The 18162-nt window shown below is 33.9% G+C and carries 15 protein-coding genes; 10 read left to right on the forward strand and 5 right to left on the reverse strand.

The window, feature by feature from the left end; genetic code table 11:
• Positions 1–152 precede the first annotated feature (152 nt).
• Positions 153–884 (reverse strand): pyruvate formate-lyase-activating protein, encoded by a 732-nt coding sequence (gene pflA, locus ACTNDN_RS15355; RefSeq protein ID WP_031536561.1) that lies wholly within the window; start codon positions 882–884, stop codon positions 153–155.
• Positions 885–981: 97 nt separating this feature from the next.
• A complete protein-coding gene (pflB, locus tag ACTNDN_RS15360; RefSeq protein WP_031536560.1) occupies positions 982–3225 on the reverse strand; it encodes a formate C-acetyltransferase in 2244 nt (747 codons plus the stop codon).
• 485 nt (positions 3226–3710) lie between these two features.
• On the opposite strand from pflB, the gene ACTNDN_RS15365 reads away from it, so the two are divergent.
• Positions 3711–4664 carry a lysylphosphatidylglycerol synthase domain-containing protein gene (locus ACTNDN_RS15365; RefSeq protein ID WP_031536559.1) on the forward strand — a complete coding sequence of 318 codons (954 nt, stop codon included), beginning with the start codon at positions 3711–3713 and terminating at the stop codon, positions 4662–4664.
• A 148-nt stretch (positions 4665–4812) separates the two neighbouring features.
• The gene (locus ACTNDN_RS15370; RefSeq protein ID WP_031536558.1) at positions 4813–5964 is read left to right on the forward strand and encodes a D-alanyl-D-alanine carboxypeptidase family protein; all 1152 of its coding nucleotides are present in this window, start codon (positions 4813–4815) and stop codon (positions 5962–5964) included.
• 211 nt (positions 5965–6175) lie between these two features.
• On the opposite strand, the gene ACTNDN_RS15375 is transcribed toward ACTNDN_RS15370, so the two are convergent.
• Entirely contained in the window at positions 6176–7795 is a 1620-nt protein-coding gene (locus ACTNDN_RS15375) for an ABC-F family ATP-binding cassette domain-containing protein (protein WP_031536557.1), read from the reverse strand.
• Positions 7796–8255: 460 nt separating this feature from the next.
• Here ACTNDN_RS15375 and ACTNDN_RS15380 point away from each other — a divergent pair, with 460 nt between their 5' ends.
• Complete coding sequence (locus ACTNDN_RS15380; protein ID WP_268817967.1) at positions 8256–8390, forward strand: hypothetical protein; 135 nt, start codon at positions 8256–8258, stop codon at positions 8388–8390.
• Between the two features lie 172 nt (positions 8391–8562).
• Positions 8563–9390: a formate/nitrite transporter family protein gene (locus tag ACTNDN_RS15385; protein WP_031536556.1), complete on the forward strand. Its 828-nt coding sequence runs from the start codon at positions 8563–8565 to the stop codon at positions 9388–9390.
• Positions 9391–9451: 61 nt separating this feature from the next.
• Here ACTNDN_RS15385 and ACTNDN_RS15390 read toward each other — a convergent pair whose 3' ends face one another.
• Entirely contained in the window at positions 9452–10180 is a 729-nt protein-coding gene (locus ACTNDN_RS15390) for a ZIP family metal transporter (RefSeq protein ID WP_031536555.1), read from the reverse strand.
• Positions 10181–10453: 273 nt separating this feature from the next.
• On the opposite strand from ACTNDN_RS15390, the gene ACTNDN_RS15395 reads away from it, so the two are divergent.
• The 4 genes from ACTNDN_RS15395 to recQ all read left to right on the forward strand — a co-directional run bounded on the left by ACTNDN_RS15395 (position 10454) and on the right by recQ (position 13915).
• Complete coding sequence (locus tag ACTNDN_RS15395; protein ID WP_031536554.1) at positions 10454–10738, forward strand: hypothetical protein; 285 nt, start codon at positions 10454–10456, stop codon at positions 10736–10738.
• A 479-nt stretch (positions 10739–11217) separates the two neighbouring features.
• A complete protein-coding gene (locus ACTNDN_RS15400) occupies positions 11218–11325 on the forward strand; it encodes a YjcZ family sporulation protein (RefSeq protein ID WP_081836584.1) in 108 nt (35 codons plus the stop codon).
• Positions 11326–11413: 88 nt separating this feature from the next.
• Entirely contained in the window at positions 11414–11515 is a 102-nt protein-coding gene (locus ACTNDN_RS15405; RefSeq protein WP_192840926.1) for a YjcZ family sporulation protein, read from the forward strand.
• A 246-nt stretch (positions 11516–11761) separates the two neighbouring features.
• Positions 11762–13915 carry a DNA helicase RecQ gene (recQ, locus tag ACTNDN_RS15410; protein ID WP_031536553.1) on the forward strand — a complete coding sequence of 718 codons (2154 nt, stop codon included), beginning with the start codon at positions 11762–11764 and terminating at the stop codon, positions 13913–13915.
• 48 nt (positions 13916–13963) lie between these two features.
• Here recQ and ACTNDN_RS15415 read toward each other — a convergent pair whose 3' ends face one another.
• Positions 13964–15142 carry an alanyl-tRNA editing protein gene (locus tag ACTNDN_RS15415; protein WP_048717118.1) on the reverse strand — a complete coding sequence of 393 codons (1179 nt, stop codon included), beginning with the start codon at positions 15140–15142 and terminating at the stop codon, positions 13964–13966.
• Between the two features lie 333 nt (positions 15143–15475).
• Here ACTNDN_RS15415 and ACTNDN_RS15420 point away from each other — a divergent pair, with 333 nt between their 5' ends.
• Together ACTNDN_RS15420 and ACTNDN_RS15425 are read left to right on the forward strand one after the other, a co-directional pair.
• Complete coding sequence (locus ACTNDN_RS15420; protein WP_031536551.1) at positions 15476–15661, forward strand: cold-inducible protein YdjO-related protein; 186 nt, start codon at positions 15476–15478, stop codon at positions 15659–15661.
• A 390-nt stretch (positions 15662–16051) separates the two neighbouring features.
• A complete protein-coding gene (locus ACTNDN_RS15425) occupies positions 16052–18139 on the forward strand; it encodes a PAS domain S-box protein (RefSeq protein ID WP_081836585.1) in 2088 nt (695 codons plus the stop codon).
• Positions 18140–18162 lie beyond the last annotated feature (23 nt).

Raw genomic sequence — 18162 nt, forward strand, 5'->3', positions numbered from 1 at the left:
ACAGTTTTTTTGCCCACGCAAAAACACCTCCGAATAATGTCACAATACTTATCTCAAGTATTGCCATTTTGGAGGTGTTTTATATTGTCTCACTATTTTAGGTTAGTCCAGTTTCATGCTGTGAAACCATGCCTCTTTTATTTAAGCTTTATCTACATGCTTCTATTCAGAATAGTAGTAGCGAACTCAACAGATTCTTGGGTAGGTGGTTCAATTCCTTGTAGAGGATATTCTAGTCCTAGTGTTTCCCATTTATAGACACCTAATTTGTGGTAAGGAAGAATATCGATTTTTTCTACGTTTTCTAATGTGGCAATAAAATCACTTAATCTTGTTAGGTCTTCTTCCGTATCATTAATCGTTGGTACTAATACATGTCTTACCCAGATAGGTATTTTTTTGTTTGATAAATATTTAGCGAAATCTAATATATGATCATTGCCCATTCCTGTTAGTTTAATATGTTTTCTACGGTCGATATGTTTTAAATCGAGTAAAACTAAATCGGTATATTTCATTAATTCGTCTAACTGTTCTTGAAATAAGGGAGCTTTAGAATAGCAACCGCCAGAAGAGTCAATGGTTGTGTGAATACCGAGTTTTTTACATTCTTTAAATATCTCGATTAAAAATGGAATTTGTAGTAATGGCTCCCCGCCACTTACAGTAATACCTCCACCAGAAGGTTCGATAAAAGGAAGGTATGTTTTTAAATCATTCATAATGTCCATAACTGACATTTGTTTCCCAGTACCAATTTCCCAAGTGTCTGCGTTATGACAAAATTGGCAGCGAAGTAAGCAGCCTTGTGTAAACACAACATAGCGAATACCAGGACCATCTACCGTTCCAAATGTTTCAATTGAATGTATATTGCCGTTCATGATTAATTCCTCCTTATAATAGACCCACGGAATTTCGAAGTAATACTGTAAGAGGTAGGGAAGAGGGATTAAGAATAATCCCTCGACCAAACTTACATTACATAGATTCGTGGAAAGTACGACTAATAACGTCTTGTTGTTGCTCACGTGTTAATTTAATAAAGTTTACTGCATATCCAGATACACGGATAGTTAATTGTGGATACAATTCTGGGTGTTCCATAGCATCTAATAATGTTTCTCTGTTAAATACGTTAACATTTAAGTGGTGACCCGCTTTTGTTGCATAGCCATCAAGGATAGATACTAAGTTATTTACACGGATATCATCTTCTTTACCTAATGCTTTCGGCACAATAGAGAATGTGTTTGAAATTCCGTCTAATGAGTAATCGTAAGGTAATTTAGCTACAGAAGATAGAGAAGCTAAAGTTCCTTTTGTATCACGTCCATGCATTGGGTTAGCTCCTGGAGCAAATGGTTCACCTGCACGTCGTCCATCTGGAGTATTACCAGTTTTCTTACCATACACAACGTTTGAAGTGATTGTTAAGATAGACATAGTATGCATAGAATTACGATATGTTTGATGTTTACGTAATTTTTTCATAAAGCTTTCAACAATACCAACCGCAATGCTATCAACCGCATCATCATTGTTTCCGTATTTAGGGAAATCGCCTTCTGTTTCAAAATCAACAGCAAGACCATTTTCGTCTCTGATAACTTTTACTTTCGCATATTTAATTGCACTTAATGAGTCTGCTACAACGCTTAATCCTGCAATACCTGTAGCCATTGTACGAAGGATTTCTGTGTCGTGAAGAGCCATTTCTATTCTTTCATAGCTGTATTTGTCATGCATATAATGGATAACGTTTAATGTGTTAATATATAGTCCAGCTAACCATTCCATCATATTATCGAATTTTTCACTTACTTCTTTGTAGTCTAGATATTCAGAAGTTATTGGCGCAAATTTAGGACCAACTTGGATTTTAAATTTCTCGTCTTTACCACCATTGATTGCATATAATAAACATTTCGCAAGGTTAGCACGTGCACCGAAGAACTGCATTTGCTTACCGATTGCCATTGCGGAAACACAGCACGCAATACCGTAATCATCTCCCCATTGAGGTTTCATGATATCATCGTTCTCATATTGGATAGCGCTCGTTTGAATAGACATTTGAGAACAGAATTTTTTAAAGTTTTCAGGTAACTGAGTGGACCAAAGAACTGTTAAGTTTGGCTCTGGAGCAGGTCCTAGATTGTCTAATGTATGAAGGAAGCGGAATGAGTTCTTTGTTACTAAAGGTCTTCCGTCATTAGCCATACCACCAATAGATTCTGTTACCCATGTTGGGTCACCACTAAATAATTCGTTATAGTCAGGAGTACGAGCAAATTTTACAAGACGAAGCTTCATAATAAAGTGATCGACAATTTCTTGAGCTTCTTTTTCTGTTAAGGTGCCATTCTCCAAATCTCTTTCTACATAAATATCTAAGAATGTAGATACACGTCCTAAGCTCATTGCTGCACCGTTTTGTTCTTTAATTGCAGCAAGGTAGCCAAGATATACCCATTGGAAAGCTTCTTGAGCATTTGCTGCTGGTTTTGATAAATCAAATCCGTAGCTTGCTCCCAATTCTTTTAATTCGTTTAATGCACGAATTTGTTCAGAAAGTTCTTCTCTTAATCGGATAGTTTCTTCTGTCATAACGGAGCTTGTAGCTTTTTTATCTTTTTGTTTTTCGTTGATTAAGAAGTCTACTCCGTATAGTGCAACACGGCGATAGTCACCAATAATTCTTCCGCGGCCATAAGCATCTGGAAGACCAGTAATGATTGCAGCTTTTCTTGCTAATCTCATTTCATCAGTATAGGCATCAAATACTCCAGCATTGTGAGTTTTGCGGTGTTCGGTAAAGAATTTTTCTAATTCTTCGTCTGCTTTATAGCCATAAGATTCACAAGCTTGAACTGCCATTCTAATACCACCGTTTGGTTGGAAAGAACGTTTGAAAGGCTCATCTGTCTGAACACCAACAACTTTTTCCTTTGCTTTATCTAAGTAACCAGGACCGTGAGAAGTAATCGTTGATACGATATCAGTATCTAAATCGTAAACACCGCCTCTTTCTCTTTCTAATTTACTTAATTCCATTACTTGTTCCCATAATTGTGTAGTTTCTAATGTTGGACCAGATAAGAATGTAGAATCTCCGAAATACGGCTTAAAGTTTTTTAAGATGAAGTCACGAACATTTACTTCTTTTTGCCAAGAACCTTTTTTAAAGCCTTCCCAATAATTAGTTGTTTCTACTTTTTCCATTATAATCACCTCATGATTTAATAAAAATATATAACAGAAAGCTTTTTTCTTTCTGTTTTAACTATAACAGATTTTATGTGATAACTATCACAATAAATGTGTACATCTTGCGAATATTCTGTGGCATAAATGTGAACATCAATAATATCAAGGGATTAAGACGAAAAAGCAAAGATGGTTAAGGAGGGGTTGTAAAAAAAATCGAAAACAACTGTTATATAATTTTTTGGTTATTTTATCAAACTGTTATACAATAGTGTGAAGGTGTATAAAATTTATACAGTAAAAATTGGAGAAGAGGAGAAGTTTTCCTTTTAATAGAATAGTGATTTACATTTTGACCATACTATTGATAAGAAATAAACGATTGATAGAAAGAAAGTAGTTTTAAAAATTTCCTTTTCTTTACTAATATTTTTAATATATGATTAATCCTAGGTCAGAATGGATAGAATTATTCAAACATCATGTAAGAGGTGGTAAATATGTCAAACGGTATGAAAAAAATCTGGATTAATATGGCTAAGATACTCTTACCAATTGTCCTATTTATCATCGTTGTGCGAGAAATAAAGAATATGATTGTTTCAACAGATATACACCTTATATATGGATACTTGCAGATAATCCCTATTCAGAGCTTGTTTTATATTGTGATAGGGGGGTTCATGGCAACCTTACCAATGTTTTTTTACGATTTTTATCTTGCAAAGCATTTAAAGAAGGATATTCCCTTTGTAGAATTAGGGAAATATTCTTTTATAAGCAATTCAATTTCTAACTTAGTTGGTTTTGGTGGACTAATAGGTATCGCTTTACGAAACTTTTTTTACAAGCAATATGAAACAGATCGTAAGAAATTATTAAAAGGGATTGCTGTTGTAACTTTATTTTATTTAACAGGGATTAGTATTTTGGCATGGATTGCTATCTTATATAGTAAAAGATTAAATTTAATAGATGAACATATTTGGATATTTGCTAGCATTATTGTTGTAGGCTTAATATTTCCTGTTTTGGTCGTTAGTTATCAGAAGGTAAAATTACATAACTTTGTTTTTGAAAGAGAACAAATCCTTGGTTTAATATGTGTGTCGCTCATGGAATGGATTTTCTTGTTTTCCTATTTATTTTTAATTGCAAAACTAATTGCGCTTCCTGTCTCTGTCGGGGATTTCTTCTTGTTATTTTTAGTTGCTGCCTGTACAGGCATTATCAGTATGATTCCAGGGGGAATGGGCTCTTTTGAATTAATATTTTTATGGGGGATTGAATCATTAGGTGTAGAGTCAGAACAGATGCTAATTGTCCTATTTTTGTATCGTGTCGGCTATTATCTCCTACCATTTTTAATGGCAGTATTCCTTCTCTTAATGGAAGTCAGTAAAAAGATCAAGAAAAATGCAACAGCTATTCTAAGGGGCTTAACAAGTGAGTAGTACCCTTTACGTATAGATCAATATTTATTGTTTAAAATACAAAAGGATTTCAACTTTGTGACAAAATGATAGATGTTCTTTATTATTTAAATTTATTTGGTACAATAGTCATGGTATTTAAACACAGAAAAATAATAGGTGGGGGAAAATGAGAGAAACAATCATCACGATCTGTTTCGTATTACTACTAGTATGTCTTCCTACAATAAGTCAAGCAAAAGAAAATGGGGAACCAGAACTAGTAAGCGAGGCGGCATTCTTATTAGATAGTGATACGGGAGCAGTATTATATGAAAAGAATGGATATAAGAGAATGTATCCTGCGAGTTTAACCAAAATAGCAACAGCAATTTATGCAATAGAAAAAGGTAATATGGATGATGTCATTACAGTTAGTGACAACGCATATTCAACAGAAGGGACAAGAGTTTATTTAGAAAAAGGGGAACAAGTAACATTAAGACATTTGCTTGATGGAATGTTAATTAATTCTGGAAATGACGCAGCAGTAGCTATTGCAGAATATCTTGATGGTTCAATTAGTAATTTTGAAAAGAATATAAATCAGTTTTTAAAAGAAGAAGTAAATGTTCATTCCACAAACTTCAAAAATCCCAATGGTCTTTTTCATAAAGAGCATTATACAACGGCTAACGATTTAGCATTAATTACGCAATATGCAATGCGAAATGAAACGTTTAGAGAGATATTTGGAACAAATGAATTAAAGTGGGATGGATTATCTTGGGACACGACCTTAGTTAGTCATCATCAAATGGTAAATGGGTCTAGACCATATGATAAGGTTACTGGTGGAAAAACCGGATTTGTTAATGAGTCGAAACAAACATTGGCAACAACAGCAGATAATGGAGAGCTACAACTAGTAGCTATTGTATTAAAAGGGAATTATAAGCGGGATGTATATAATGATACGGAGGATTTATTTGATTTTGGTTTTAATCAATATACACATAAAGTGATTCCTGCTGGAAAATCTTTTTTTGTAAATGGGACAACTTATGAAACAACGAAAGAGGAGAAAATTACAGTTGCTCGGACAAATGGGGAAGAAGAAGTATCCTCAAGTGGTGTATTAATGATTGAAAATGACAAAGGCGATATTCTACAATCGATACAATTAGCAAAAGTGTTGCCAGCAGAGGAAACATTTAAAGAAGATATTCCTGAAGAAGCTGTAAGAGAAGAGAAGAAATCTTCATTTCCCGGAATCGTCTTTATTATTCCGTTAGCGTTATTCTTTCTTTTTTATATGAAGAGAAGAGCAATTAGACGGTAACCTCGATAGGCAGAATAAACTAAATAGCAAATATAATATGTAATCGCTCGTATCCTATTCGGCGCTTCGAGTGTCTATATCACCTGAGTATTTATATAAAGTAGATAACCAGTATGGGAAACAAGGGCATTTGTAAATAGCTAAATTAGAGAAGAGCATTTCACATTCTTTTAGAGGATAAGAAAAAAACCGGGAATCCCGGTTTTTTTTATTACTTATACATAGCAGCTATATTTTTTTGTAAATCGGCATCTTCTAAATACTCATCATAATTCATTTGCTTATCAACAAGTCCACTAGGCGTAATTTCCAAAATACGATTAGCGATTGTAGATACAAATTGGTGGTCATGAGAAGTGAAGATCAACGAACCTTTAAAATTAATTAAACCATTATTTAAAGCTGTGATAGATTCTAAATCTAAGTGGTTTGTGGGCTCATCTAAAAGAAGTACATTTGCTCCACTTAGCATCATTTTAGATAACATACAACGAACTTTTTCTCCACCTGATAAAACACTAGGCTTTTTCAACACTTCTTCACCTGAAAATAGCATACGACCTAAAAATCCTCTTAAGAAGCTTTCTGTTTGGTCATTTGGAGAATATTGACGTAGCCAATCCACGAGTGTAGCATCATCATTGCTAAAGTACTCTGAGTTTTCAGCAGGGAAATAGCTTTGAGAAGTGGTAACCCCCCATTTATAAGTGCCGCTATCTGGCTCCAATTCGCCTGCTAAAATACGGAAAAGAGTGGTTTTAGCAATTTCATTTGGACCAACAAGCGCAATTTTATCATCTTTATTCATAATAAAGCTTACATTATCAAGTACTTTTACTCCATCAATTGTTTTTGATAAGTTTTCAACTCTTAATAAGTCATTGCCGATTTCACGCTCTGGTGTAAAGGCGACATATGGATATTTTCTAGAAGATGGCTTAATGTCATCTAACGAAATTTTATCAAGTAATTTCTTTCTAGAAGTTGCCTGTTTTGATTTAGAAGCATTTGCACTAAAACGAGCAATAAAGTTTTGAAGCTCTTTGATTTTTTCTTCTTTCTTTTTGTTTGCATCATTTGCCATTCTAGCTGCTAATTGACTAGATTCATACCAGAAATCATAGTTACCAACATAAATTTGAATTCTGCTGAAATCTAAATCGGCAATATGGGTACAAACTTTGTTTAAGAAATGTCTGTCATGGGACACAACAATTACCGTATTTTCAAAGTTAATTAAAAATTCTTCTAACCACTTAATCGCATTTATATCAAGATGGTTAGTAGGCTCATCTAGTAGAAGAACATCTGGTTCACCGAAAAGAGCTTGTGCAAGTAAGACCTTCACTTTATCGGAACCGTTTAATTCAGCCATTGTCTTAGAATGAAGTTCTTCTCCAATTCCTAGACCTTTTAAAAGAATGGCAGCCTCAGATTCGGCTTCCCAACCATTAAGTTCTGCGAATTCTCCTTCTAGCTCAGCTGCTTTCATACCATCTTCATCTGTGAAATTTTCTTTCATATAAATAGCATCTTTTTCCTGCATAACTTCATACAATCTTGCATGACCCATAATTACTACTTTAAGCACTTCATGTTCTTCGTATTCAAAGTGGTTCTGCTTTAAAACAGCAAGTCTTTCACCAGGACCTAAAGAAACATTTCCAGATTGTGCTTCTAGCTCACCAGAAAGAATTTTTAGGAAAGTGGACTTTCCAGCACCATTTGCTCCAATTAATCCATAGCAATTTCCTGGTGTAAATTTAATATTAACATCTTCAAATAATTTACGATCACCATATCGAAGACCTACATTCGTAACTGTTATCATTTAAAATCCTCCAAACTACAATATCCTTCAAATTATATCATTTTTAGAATAGAAGCGCGAATTATTTTCATAAGCTTACATATCAAATTGTTCTTTCGTTCTATTCTATCTATTTAAATAACAGTAGGGAATAATATATTCTTAGAGGAAGTGCGTCTAATTGCAATTGGTTTTAGAGTTTCCAGGTTCGGTATAGGAATTTCTTATATAAAAATATGTAATATGTCTGATGGAAAAAAGGAAACATGTTTATCATAATAGGTGGATAGGGTAAAAAATAATCAAAAAATAAAGGGTTTTCTTTCCAAGGATAGAATGTATAATATAGAACGTATTATCTTGGTTAAGAAATTTTTAAAATAACAAGAATAATGTCTAAATTTATTTATGATTTGTTCATAATTTCTTCATAAATTTCTAGTACACTAAAACTATTATAAGAAGTAAAGGAGTAGTTACTATGGCTAAAAAACAGCTAGTTGAATTGGTAAATAAAATGAAAAAATCCGGTATCAAAATTAGCTTTACAAAGCCAAGATCTCAGTTTTCTGTAGCCATTCAACAGAACAATAAATTAACAACCACGACACACTAATCAAGATAACTTATGCTGTGTAAGTGGATGTGGTCAAAAAGTACATATCATATTGAAAGTATTGGGTGTGCCTTTTTGGAATAAATGAATTGTTAAGAAATGTTCATATTTTCACAATGTAATTCATTTTCCCTTTTGTATAATTATTATATACAGAAAGGAAGGTTTTACAATGGATATACACCCTATCGATAAAGCGATCAACTATGCGATGAAAAAGAAAGAAACAATTGATGATTCCTTTTTCCGTTATTTTGTAAAAGCAATTTTAGCAGGAATATATATCGGATTTGCTTTAATGCTATGTTATCGTTTAGCACAACCCTTTTTTGATGTTCATTCACCTGCAACATACATGATGACTAGTTTATTTTTTGGTATGGCTCTTGTACTTATTTCCTATGGTGGAGGTGAATTATTTACTGGCAACACCATGGCTTTTGCAATGAGCACCTTGTCTGGAGCAACAAGTTGGAAGGATACCATTTATAATTGGGTTACTACGTATTTTGGTAATTTAGTTGGCGCGCTATTTTTTGCTTTATTAATCTATTATTCTGGATTATTTAGCTTAGCTCCCAAAACAACTTGGCTTATGGATGTAGCCAATTCAAAAATGAGTGCTACAACACTAGAATTGTTTATTAGAGGAATCCTTTGTAACTGGTTAGTTTGTTTAGCTATTTGGATACCAATGAATATTAAAGGAGATGTCGGGAAAATAATTGCAACATTATTAATTGTATTTTCCTTTATGATTTCAGGTTATGAGCATAGTGTTGCAAATATGGCTCTTTTCGCCATTTCTCTAATTGTTCCTCATCCAGAAACAATTACCGTTGCAAATGCATTGCACAATCTCATCCCAGTTACGATTGGTAATATTGTTGGAGGGGCATTCTTTGTAGGTGCACTAAACTTATATATTTTTCCTAAGAAAAAAGGAAAAGCAAAAGATCCTGCTTTACATGTAACTACATCAAGATCTATTGCAAAGTAATACTAATTATATTTACCTCTAGTAAAACTGCCGAAAAACATAGCATGTTTTTCGGCAGCCGCTATCCAATATGACTCATGCTTAATGAAAAAATTAATCCTACACATGCAACAAATCCTACGGTAGGTCCTCCTTGCTCAAATGCTTCTGGCAACATAGTTGAGCAAACCATCGCAATTAATCCACCAGCCCCAAATGACTGAATGCTTGAAAGCATAGTAGGGGAAGCATTTTCTAAAAATAAATACCCAACTGAGCTACTAATAGCAGAAATGACAATCACACTACTCCAAAGCATTAATATTTTTTTATGTGAATATTGATCTTTTTTTAATCCTACTGTGGAAGATAAAGATTCTGGAAAGTTACTGATGAAAATTGCTATTAAAAATAGGAGATCCACTTTTTGTGTATATAACAAGCTAAGACCGATAATCATGGATTCTGGAATAGCATCCATTAAAGTACCGACAAAAATCGCTAAACCTGAATGTCCCTCTGGATTTTTATGTGATCGTTTTCGATTAGATCCGCCTTTTCGATAAAGGAAAATTTCAATAATGGTAAATAAACATGCTCCTGCTAAAAAAGCGATAGCAGTAGTAAACATACCACTTTTATTTACAGCTTCAATTAAAAGTTCAAAAGAAGAGGCACCTATTAAAATACCTGTTCCTAAAGCCATAAAATAGGCAATAATTCTTTTTGGAATGGAAAGAAATAATCCTATGACAGAACCTGCAAGCAATGAAGAGCTAGCAATTGCCCCCCACATGGCTGCTTCTAACATATTAAAAACTCCTTTTTACTTTACTTATTTTTCATTCTGCTACTTAAGAAATTATTTTTAAATTATTTGCGTTTTTTTTTGGAATATGTAAGCTTTTCTTTTCATACATAACCTTTTTTAGTAACAAATATGCAATTAATAAGTAGAATATTTTCATTTAATATGTTTATTAAAGATTTTGCTGAAATATCCGCACCTTCTACAAGATAGTTGTCCATACTTTTTTTAGACTTGTACATAGGATATTAGAGATTAACGTTGGAGGTGTGATAGATGTCTGGTAATAATTTTTATCATCAATGTTCTAGAGGTGTAGGAAGATGTGTTCGTATCCGTACTCATAGTGGAGAGATTCATACTGGAGTAATTGAAAGAGTTACACCAAATAAAGTCTATATTAGACCAATTGGAGGAAACAGAAGAAATTATGGTGGATTTGGATATGGGTATAGACGTGGTTATAGACCTGGCTGGGGTTGGGGCTGGGGCTGGGGAGCAGCAGCTGTAGGAGTTTCTTTAGGATTAATCGCTGCACTGGCTTTTATTCCTTTCTTTTAATCAAATTAAACAAGCAGAAAGAGGCTGTGACAAAAGCATTTCAACTAATAATAAACACGAACTTTTGTATAGTTAATATACATAAAAGTTCGTGTTTTTCAGTTTGAAAAAAGTTTAAAAACGAAGTGAAATGGAGCGGAGGACGCTCGACTCCTGCGGGAAATAGAGGAAAGGCTGAGACCCCGCAGCGCATGCGAGGAGGCTTAGCTTCCTCCCCGCGGAAAGCGAGCGTCTGTAGCGCAATGGAACGACTTAGTTTTTACACTTAACTATATTTAAAAACTTAGATAACCATCATGAGAAGTAGCTTTATTTAAGGGCTAAATTAGAGATTGTTCGTCTTTAAAGATTGGTTATTTAGTTTTGTCCCAGCCTCTTCCTACATAATAAACAAGTATATTATATTTTTTTTGCGAGCGCCCAAACAGGACAATCTCTAGACTCATATGATGCTTATGTGTATGAGGGAGGTGGAATAAATGAGTGGTGGCCCAGTAGCTGGTTTTGGTGGAGGATTTGCTCTACTAGTAGTGCTATTCATTTTATTAATAATTGTAGGTTCTAGTTACGTTGGTTTTGGATACTAAGAAAGATAGAAAAAGGAGTGTTTTATAAATGAGTTACGGTTTTGGTGGTTATGATTATAATTCTTGTGGATGTGGGTATGCTGCACCTATGGCAGCTCCAGTAGCATCTTGTGGTGGTTTTGGTAATGGATTTGTATTAATCGTTGTCTTATTCATTCTATTAATCATCGTTGGAGCAGCTTGGCTATAAGAAAGGAAAATAGTAGCTTTCTTAAGATTTTAGAAGCAAAATAATTGGATACATGGCAGTCTGAGTTTGAGCATGTAAGATACTCTCAGGCTGCCTATTAACAAAAAACCTCCAATTTATAAAGATACATGTCTTTGTAAGTAATGCTGGACAAGCCCATAATCCCAATTGATTCATTCAAAATTAGTTCGATTAATGATACAATGTTTTAAAGAAATGTTCGGAAAAAGTGGGGAGTTTTATATGATGATGAATAAAGCCCGTAGTATTCTAAAAGAATACTTTGGATATGATGATTTTAGAAAAGGACAGGATGAAATTATTCAGCTTTTATTAAATAAGGAGAACGTTGTAGGGATAATGCCAACTGGTGGAGGTAAATCCATATGTTATCAAATACCTGCAATGCTTTTCCCAGGATTAACGGTTGTTATATCGCCATTGATTTCTTTAATGAAAGATCAGGTAGATGCACTAACGGAAGTTGGTATTCCCGCTACTTTCATCAATAGTACGTTACATAATGAAGAAGTGCAGGAAAGAGTTTATAATATAAAAAATGGACATTATAAATTACTATATATTGCACCAGAACGACTAGAAGCAGATTATTTTATGGATATATTAAAAGAAGTTACCATTTCATTTATTGCAGTGGATGAAGCGCACTGTATTTCACAATGGGGCCATGATTTTCGACCAAGCTATGCAAAAATTGGACACATGATCAATAAATTATCTGAAATGCCACTTGTAGCAGCGCTAACAGCTACAGCAACTCCTAAAGTTCATGAAGATATATGCCAATTATTAAATATACCATGGGAAAATACTGTTAAGACAGGCTTTGCCCGTGATAACTTGTCCTTTTCGATTATAAAAGGCCAAGACAAAGGGAAATTTCTTGAATCCTTCCTAAAGAAAAATAGAGAGGAGTCTGGCATTATCTATGCTTCAACAAGACAAGAGGTAGAAAAGCTCTATGACCGTTTATTGAAAAAGGGATATTCTGTTTCGAAATATCATGGAGGGATGAGTGATTTACAAAGGGAAACGGAGCAGCAAGCATTTATAAAAGATGATGTATCGATTATGATTGCGACAAATGCCTTTGGGATGGGCATTGATAAAAGTAATATAAGATATGTTATTCATTATCAGCTTCCCAAAAACATGGAGGGATATTATCAAGAGGCAGGAAGAGCGGGGCGTGACGGATTGCCGAGTAAGTGCATATTATTATATTCTGCACAAGATATTCGCATCCAAAGATTCTTGATTGATCAAACGATACATGATGCGGATAAACAAAAGCAAGACATCGATAAACTACAATCTATAATTAATTTTTGTCATACCGAAGATTGCTTGCAAGAATATATTTTACATTATTTTGGGGAAGAGCATACGGAAAAGTGTGGGCAATGTTCTAACTGTACGGATGAACGAAATGTTATTGACGTAACAGTCGATACCCAAAAGGTGCTGTCTTGCATGATTAGAATGGGAGAGCGATTTGGAAAGACAATGATTGCCCAAGTATTGACTGGTTCTAAAAATAAGAAATTAATGGATTTTCATTTAGATCGTATAAAAACGTACGGACTGATGAAGGAACAATCCGCAAAGGAAATCAGTGATTTTATTGAATTCTTAATTTCTGAACAATATATTGATGTAAGTTCAGGTGCAATGCCAATATTAAAGGTTTCCAAAAAGGGAAAAGAGGTACTTTTAGGTAGATTAACAGTCGAAAGAAAAGAACAAGTCGTCACAGTGAAAGTATCTGAAAATAACGCATTGTTTGAGTATCTTAGAGGTATAAGAAAACAGCTTGCTGAAGCAGAAAACGTTCCTCCTTTTGTTGTTTTTTCTGACCAAACGTTAAGGAATATATCAATGACAATGCCTGTAACACAGGAGGAGTTTAGTGAAATAAAAGGAATTGGCGATCATAAACTGCAAAAATATGGAGATATGATGATAGAACATATCAAAAAGTTTAAAAACGATCATCCTGATTTTACTACTGCAGTAAAAAGCGATCAATCATTGTTAGGAAAAAGGGAAAAACAAACCAAAAAAAGCGTGGGAAATTCCCACTTAGTAACGCTAGAATTATGGAATAGTGGATTATCATTAAAGCAAATTGCAAAAGAAAGAGATTTAAATATGCAAACAGTAGAAAATCATTTACTTCGATGTGGGGAAGAAGAGTTGGAGGTTGATTGGACTCATTTTCTTAAGCCAGAAGATCAAATGAAGATTGTTGATGTTATGCGGAAAGTTGGGACGGAAAAACTAAAACCGATTAAAGAAGAACTACCAGAAGAGATTAGCTATTTTATGATTAAAGTGGCCATCATGCTTGAAAGTCGCAAGCAACAGATTTTACATTAATTGAAAAAAGTCGATGACAAATTCACTAATTGTCATCGACTTTTTTATTTATAAGGTGTTTAATAAGGTTACATTTAATTTTTTTAAACAGGCTTGTAATTGCTGAACGGAAGGGAAAGTAGCTTGTGCTAAGATTTCGTTTCCGCCACCTTTGCCTTCGAATTCTTGGATAGTTTCCCGAAGAAGCTTCCCGCAATGAAAGGGAAACTCCCCATTATGCTGTAGTAGAAGTTTTTTGTCAATTTCTGAGCTGAAAAGAATGACAAGACTAGATTTTTGTAATATATATTTAGCTAGTGTTGATAAGTCCTTCATTGTTTTCTCTTCAAACTTAAGGGAGATAACTTTTTCGTTATGTTCTGCAAGAATTTGTTCTGCATGAAATGCATTATTTTCTGCTTTAAGTGTTTCTAATTCTCGATTGACAGCTTTTTTCTCTAATTCTAGCTTACTGATACGATCTTGAAGTTGCTGCTTATTCGTTTTAAAATGGTTGCTTAAATCATCTAATATCGAATGGGAAGTTTGATAGTCATCAATGGCTCTCCATCCACTTAGGAAGAACACTCTCGTCTGACCCCGATGTTTTTCTGTCTTCACTATTTTAAAGTTGCTTAATTCACCTGTTCTTTGTACATGTGTCCCAGCACAGGCAGAAAAATCAATTCTAGCTATTTCAACGATTCTTATAGCCCCTGTTACTTTTGGAAGCTTTCTTAAAGGGAATTTATTCACATCTTCATGTGTAGTAAAATATGTTTTGATTTCTAGATTTTTCATGATATATGTATTACAAATATGCTCAATCTTATCTATTTGCTCTGTATTTAATTCAGGTGTATCGACATCAATCGTCGTATAATCCTTCCCTAAATGAAAGCTAACTGTCGGAATATTGTATTGTTCTTCTAGTACAGCGGATAAAAGATGCTGTGCCGTATGCTGTTGCATATGGTCAAATCTTCTATTCCAATTTAATTCACATTCTACATGCGTATTTACTGGTTTTCTTTCAACGAGGTGATAAATTTGCTCGTTTTTAATCTGAACATCTAACACATCAATGCCATCTATTGTACCAGTGTCTGCTGGCTGGCCACCTCCTTCTGGATAAAAAGCAGTTTCTTTTAAAATCACAAAAAATTTATTTTCTGTTTCAATTACTTCTTCTATTTGGGTTGACCATTTTGTTTCATAGGGCATGGAATAATACAACTTTACTGACATCTGCGACTCCTTTTATCATCGTTTTCCCTTATTTTATCATAGTTGTTAGCTTTAAAAATAGAGTTGATAGAAATTTGTGTCTAGTTAAGTTAAAGCAATATTTTATTTGTGAATAAGGAATATGGGGGAGCTTGGCAAATAAGCAAGCATATTTGCCACTTGAAAATTACATTTCCATTCCGTATTTTGATAAATAGTTTCAAAGCGTTATGCTCGGAACATGTTATACAATAAATGAAAGCATCTATTAGTGCTGTTTAAACGACAAAAATATCTATTAATACATAAATAATGGAAGTAGTGGCAATAATAAAGAAAAAAGGGGGCACTCACATGTTTTTTAATCGGAAAGGTGCAGAAGAAAAACCAGAAGAAGTCTTGATGAGTATGGAAGTATATGCATGTAATTCATGCAATGGCTGGATGAGAAAGGATTTTGCTACAGATGATCTTCTTTGTCCATTGTGCGGAGATCAAACATCGGTGGAAATGAGAGAGCTTCCTCAAATCAGTAATTAATCTCTAAACTATCGATTGTTGTAACTTGCAATCAGTGCTGGTAATTCCCCACTGATTGCAGTTTGTTAAACCCCCATATTTCTATTCAAAGATAATAATAAATAGATTTGATAGAAGCTAATTATTGCTCCCTCTATTAATAATCTGACCATCCAATAATCCTAGTATAATATTAAAAGAATACCATATAGTCATTATTGTGACTAAATTGTGAATGATTTGTAGAAAAGTACTTTCTTATCTGTTTTATTTGATTTACAATCAAATAGAATGCAATCCTGAAGTAGCCTATTATCCTACTTTAGGGGTGTATTATTTTTTGGTATAGATTAGGAGGATTTTTTGTTGTATAACTCCATATTGATTTTTATTAGTATCCTAATCGTCTATATGGCATGCTATTCTTCCTTTGACTTATTTCAACTAGTGAAAAATGGGGAGAAAAATAGTAGATTTTTATTTTTAGCAAGCACGTTTACGATTGGGTTTGGATTTTGGATATTAAGTTTTATTGACATGATGATTAAGAACGTATATGCCACTGCCAACTATAATATTCCTATTACTATCTTATCGATGGTAGTCGGTATTTGTTTTAGCGGGATGGCGTTTTATGCGTTATTAGATAAGGAGAAAAAGAAAAGAAGAATTTATGTATCTGCATTCTTTTTTAGCTTATCTATATTATCGGTTTCTATTATTGGTTTTTATTCCATTGGCAGTAAAGTGTATTATCAACTTCCACAATTATTAGTAAGTTTTATTTTATTGTATGTTGGCTTTTTTATCTCCATTTGGCTTTCTTTTTACCCAGTACAGCTTTCTGTTTACTTAAAAAAGTGGATACGACCATTATGTAGCTTATTAATGACAGGTGTTTGTTTAATCAGCCATTTTATCCTGTTAACTAATATTAGCGCACCAGAAGTTGCCATTGCAAAGGATTCCTATGAAAGCAGTTTTATCATTTACATTGCATTATTTATCTCTGTGCTAGTTTTAGGCGGACTTATTGGAACAAGTACATTGATTGGTGAGCGTACAGATGTTGGGGCGATTAATGTGCGAGATATGCAGCATGCCCTGGATGAATCGGCGATTGTGGCATTTACTGATAATAACGGCATTATTACATATGTAAACGATAAATTTATAGAAGTGTCGAAATATAGTCGTGAAGAATTGCTTGGTCAAAATCATCGCATGGTTAATTCGGGTCATCATTCACCTGAATTCTTCCGTGAATTATGGAATACGATCAAGCAAGGACAAATCTGGAAAGGAGAACTGCTTAATAAAGCAAAGGACGGTACTCATTACTGGGTGGATACGGTGATTGTTCCGTTTTTAAATAAAGAAGGTACTCCTTATCAATATGTTGCCATTCGTAGGGACATAACAGAGCAAAAAAAGGTTCAGCACCAATTGGAAGAGTCTGTCCGTGAAGTGAGTGATATTACTTATGCATTAGAGCAATCGAGTATTATTGCATTTACAGACAAACGAGGGATTATTACAAATGTCAACTCAAAATTCTGTGAGATATCTGGCTATAGCAGAGAGGAACTAATTGGAAAAACACACCGTATCGTAAATTCAGGGTACCATTCTAAAGAGTTTTTCCGAAATGTTTGGCAAACAATTGGGAAAGGGGATATCTGGAAAGGGGAAATTAGAAATAAAAGAAAAGATGGTTCTTATTACTGGGTAGATACTACCATTGTCCCTTATTTAGATAAAAACAATAAACCTTACCAATATTTAGCGATAAGAAATGATATAACAGAAAAGAAGAGAACGGAAGATATTCTTCATCGACAAGATAAATTAGCAGCTGTAGGGCAGTTAGCTGCTGGCGTTGCACATGAAATTCGAAATCCACTAACATCTATTAAAGGGTATGCTGAATTTCTAAGCATGGATGAAACCGCAAAGGATAGACAGGAATACTTTGATATTATTTTAGAGGAGATCGAAAGGGTAAACTCAATAGTAGAAGAATTTATGCTTTTATCGAAGCCGACAGTTTCTGTATTAGAAAAGAAGCCATTACTCCCAATCATGGATAATGTCGTTTCCATTTTAGATTACCAGCTTCGGAAAAATAAAATTCAATTACATCGCTCCTATGAAAATCCAAATTTTTTCGTAGAATGTGATGAGAATAAATTAAAGCAAGTATTCTTGAATTTTATTAAAAACGCTGTAGAAGCAATGCCAAATGGTGGTTTCATCGAAATAATCGTGAAAAAAGAGAATGACAGCATTAGCATTGTCATTAAAGATAGCGGGATTGGTATGTCAAAAGAACAATTAAAGAAATTGGGCGAGCCATTTTTCACGACAAAAAAGGACGGAAACGGGCTAGGCTTAATGGTAAGCTTTAAAATCATTGAAAATTTAAATGGCAAAGTATATATAGAAAGCGAACTAGGAAAAGGGACAAGCTTCCATATCACTTTACCAGCAGTAGACTAAGATTATGCGAAACATCCATGAGC

It is taken from the genome of Niallia sp. HCP3S3_B10 (assembly GCF_052064465.1).
GTDB lineage: Bacteria > Bacillota > Bacilli > Bacillales > Cytobacillaceae > Niallia > Niallia hominis.

Coding starts and splice junctions, on each gene's coding strand:
- pflA (WP_031536561.1), bottom strand. CDS start 884: ATGAACGGCAATATACATTCAATTGAAACATTTGGAACGGTAGATGGT.
- pflB (WP_031536560.1), bottom strand. CDS start 3,225: ATGGAAAAAGTAGAAACAACTAATTATTGGGAAGGCTTTAAAAAAGGT.
- ACTNDN_RS15365 (WP_031536559.1), top strand. CDS start 3,711: ATGTCAAACGGTATGAAAAAAATCTGGATTAATATGGCTAAGATACTC.
- ACTNDN_RS15370 (WP_031536558.1), top strand. CDS start 4,813: ATGAGAGAAACAATCATCACGATCTGTTTCGTATTACTACTAGTATGT.
- ACTNDN_RS15375 (WP_031536557.1), bottom strand. CDS start 7,795: ATGATAACAGTTACGAATGTAGGTCTTCGATATGGTGATCGTAAATTA.
- ACTNDN_RS15380 (WP_268817967.1), top strand. CDS start 8,256: ATGGCTAAAAAACAGCTAGTTGAATTGGTAAATAAAATGAAAAAATCC.
- ACTNDN_RS15385 (WP_031536556.1), top strand. CDS start 8,563: ATGGATATACACCCTATCGATAAAGCGATCAACTATGCGATGAAAAAG.
- ACTNDN_RS15390 (WP_031536555.1), bottom strand. CDS start 10,180: ATGTTAGAAGCAGCCATGTGGGGGGCAATTGCTAGCTCTTCATTGCTT.
- ACTNDN_RS15395 (WP_031536554.1), top strand. CDS start 10,454: ATGTCTGGTAATAATTTTTATCATCAATGTTCTAGAGGTGTAGGAAGA.
- ACTNDN_RS15400 (WP_081836584.1), top strand. CDS start 11,218: ATGAGTGGTGGCCCAGTAGCTGGTTTTGGTGGAGGATTTGCTCTACTA.
- ACTNDN_RS15405 (WP_192840926.1), top strand. CDS start 11,414: ATGGCAGCTCCAGTAGCATCTTGTGGTGGTTTTGGTAATGGATTTGTA.
- recQ (WP_031536553.1), top strand. CDS start 11,762: ATGATGAATAAAGCCCGTAGTATTCTAAAAGAATACTTTGGATATGAT.
- ACTNDN_RS15415 (WP_048717118.1), bottom strand. CDS start 15,142: ATGTCAGTAAAGTTGTATTATTCCATGCCCTATGAAACAAAATGGTCA.
- ACTNDN_RS15420 (WP_031536551.1), top strand. CDS start 15,476: ATGTTTTTTAATCGGAAAGGTGCAGAAGAAAAACCAGAAGAAGTCTTG.
- ACTNDN_RS15425 (WP_081836585.1), top strand. CDS start 16,052: ATGGCATGCTATTCTTCCTTTGACTTATTTCAACTAGTGAAAAATGGG.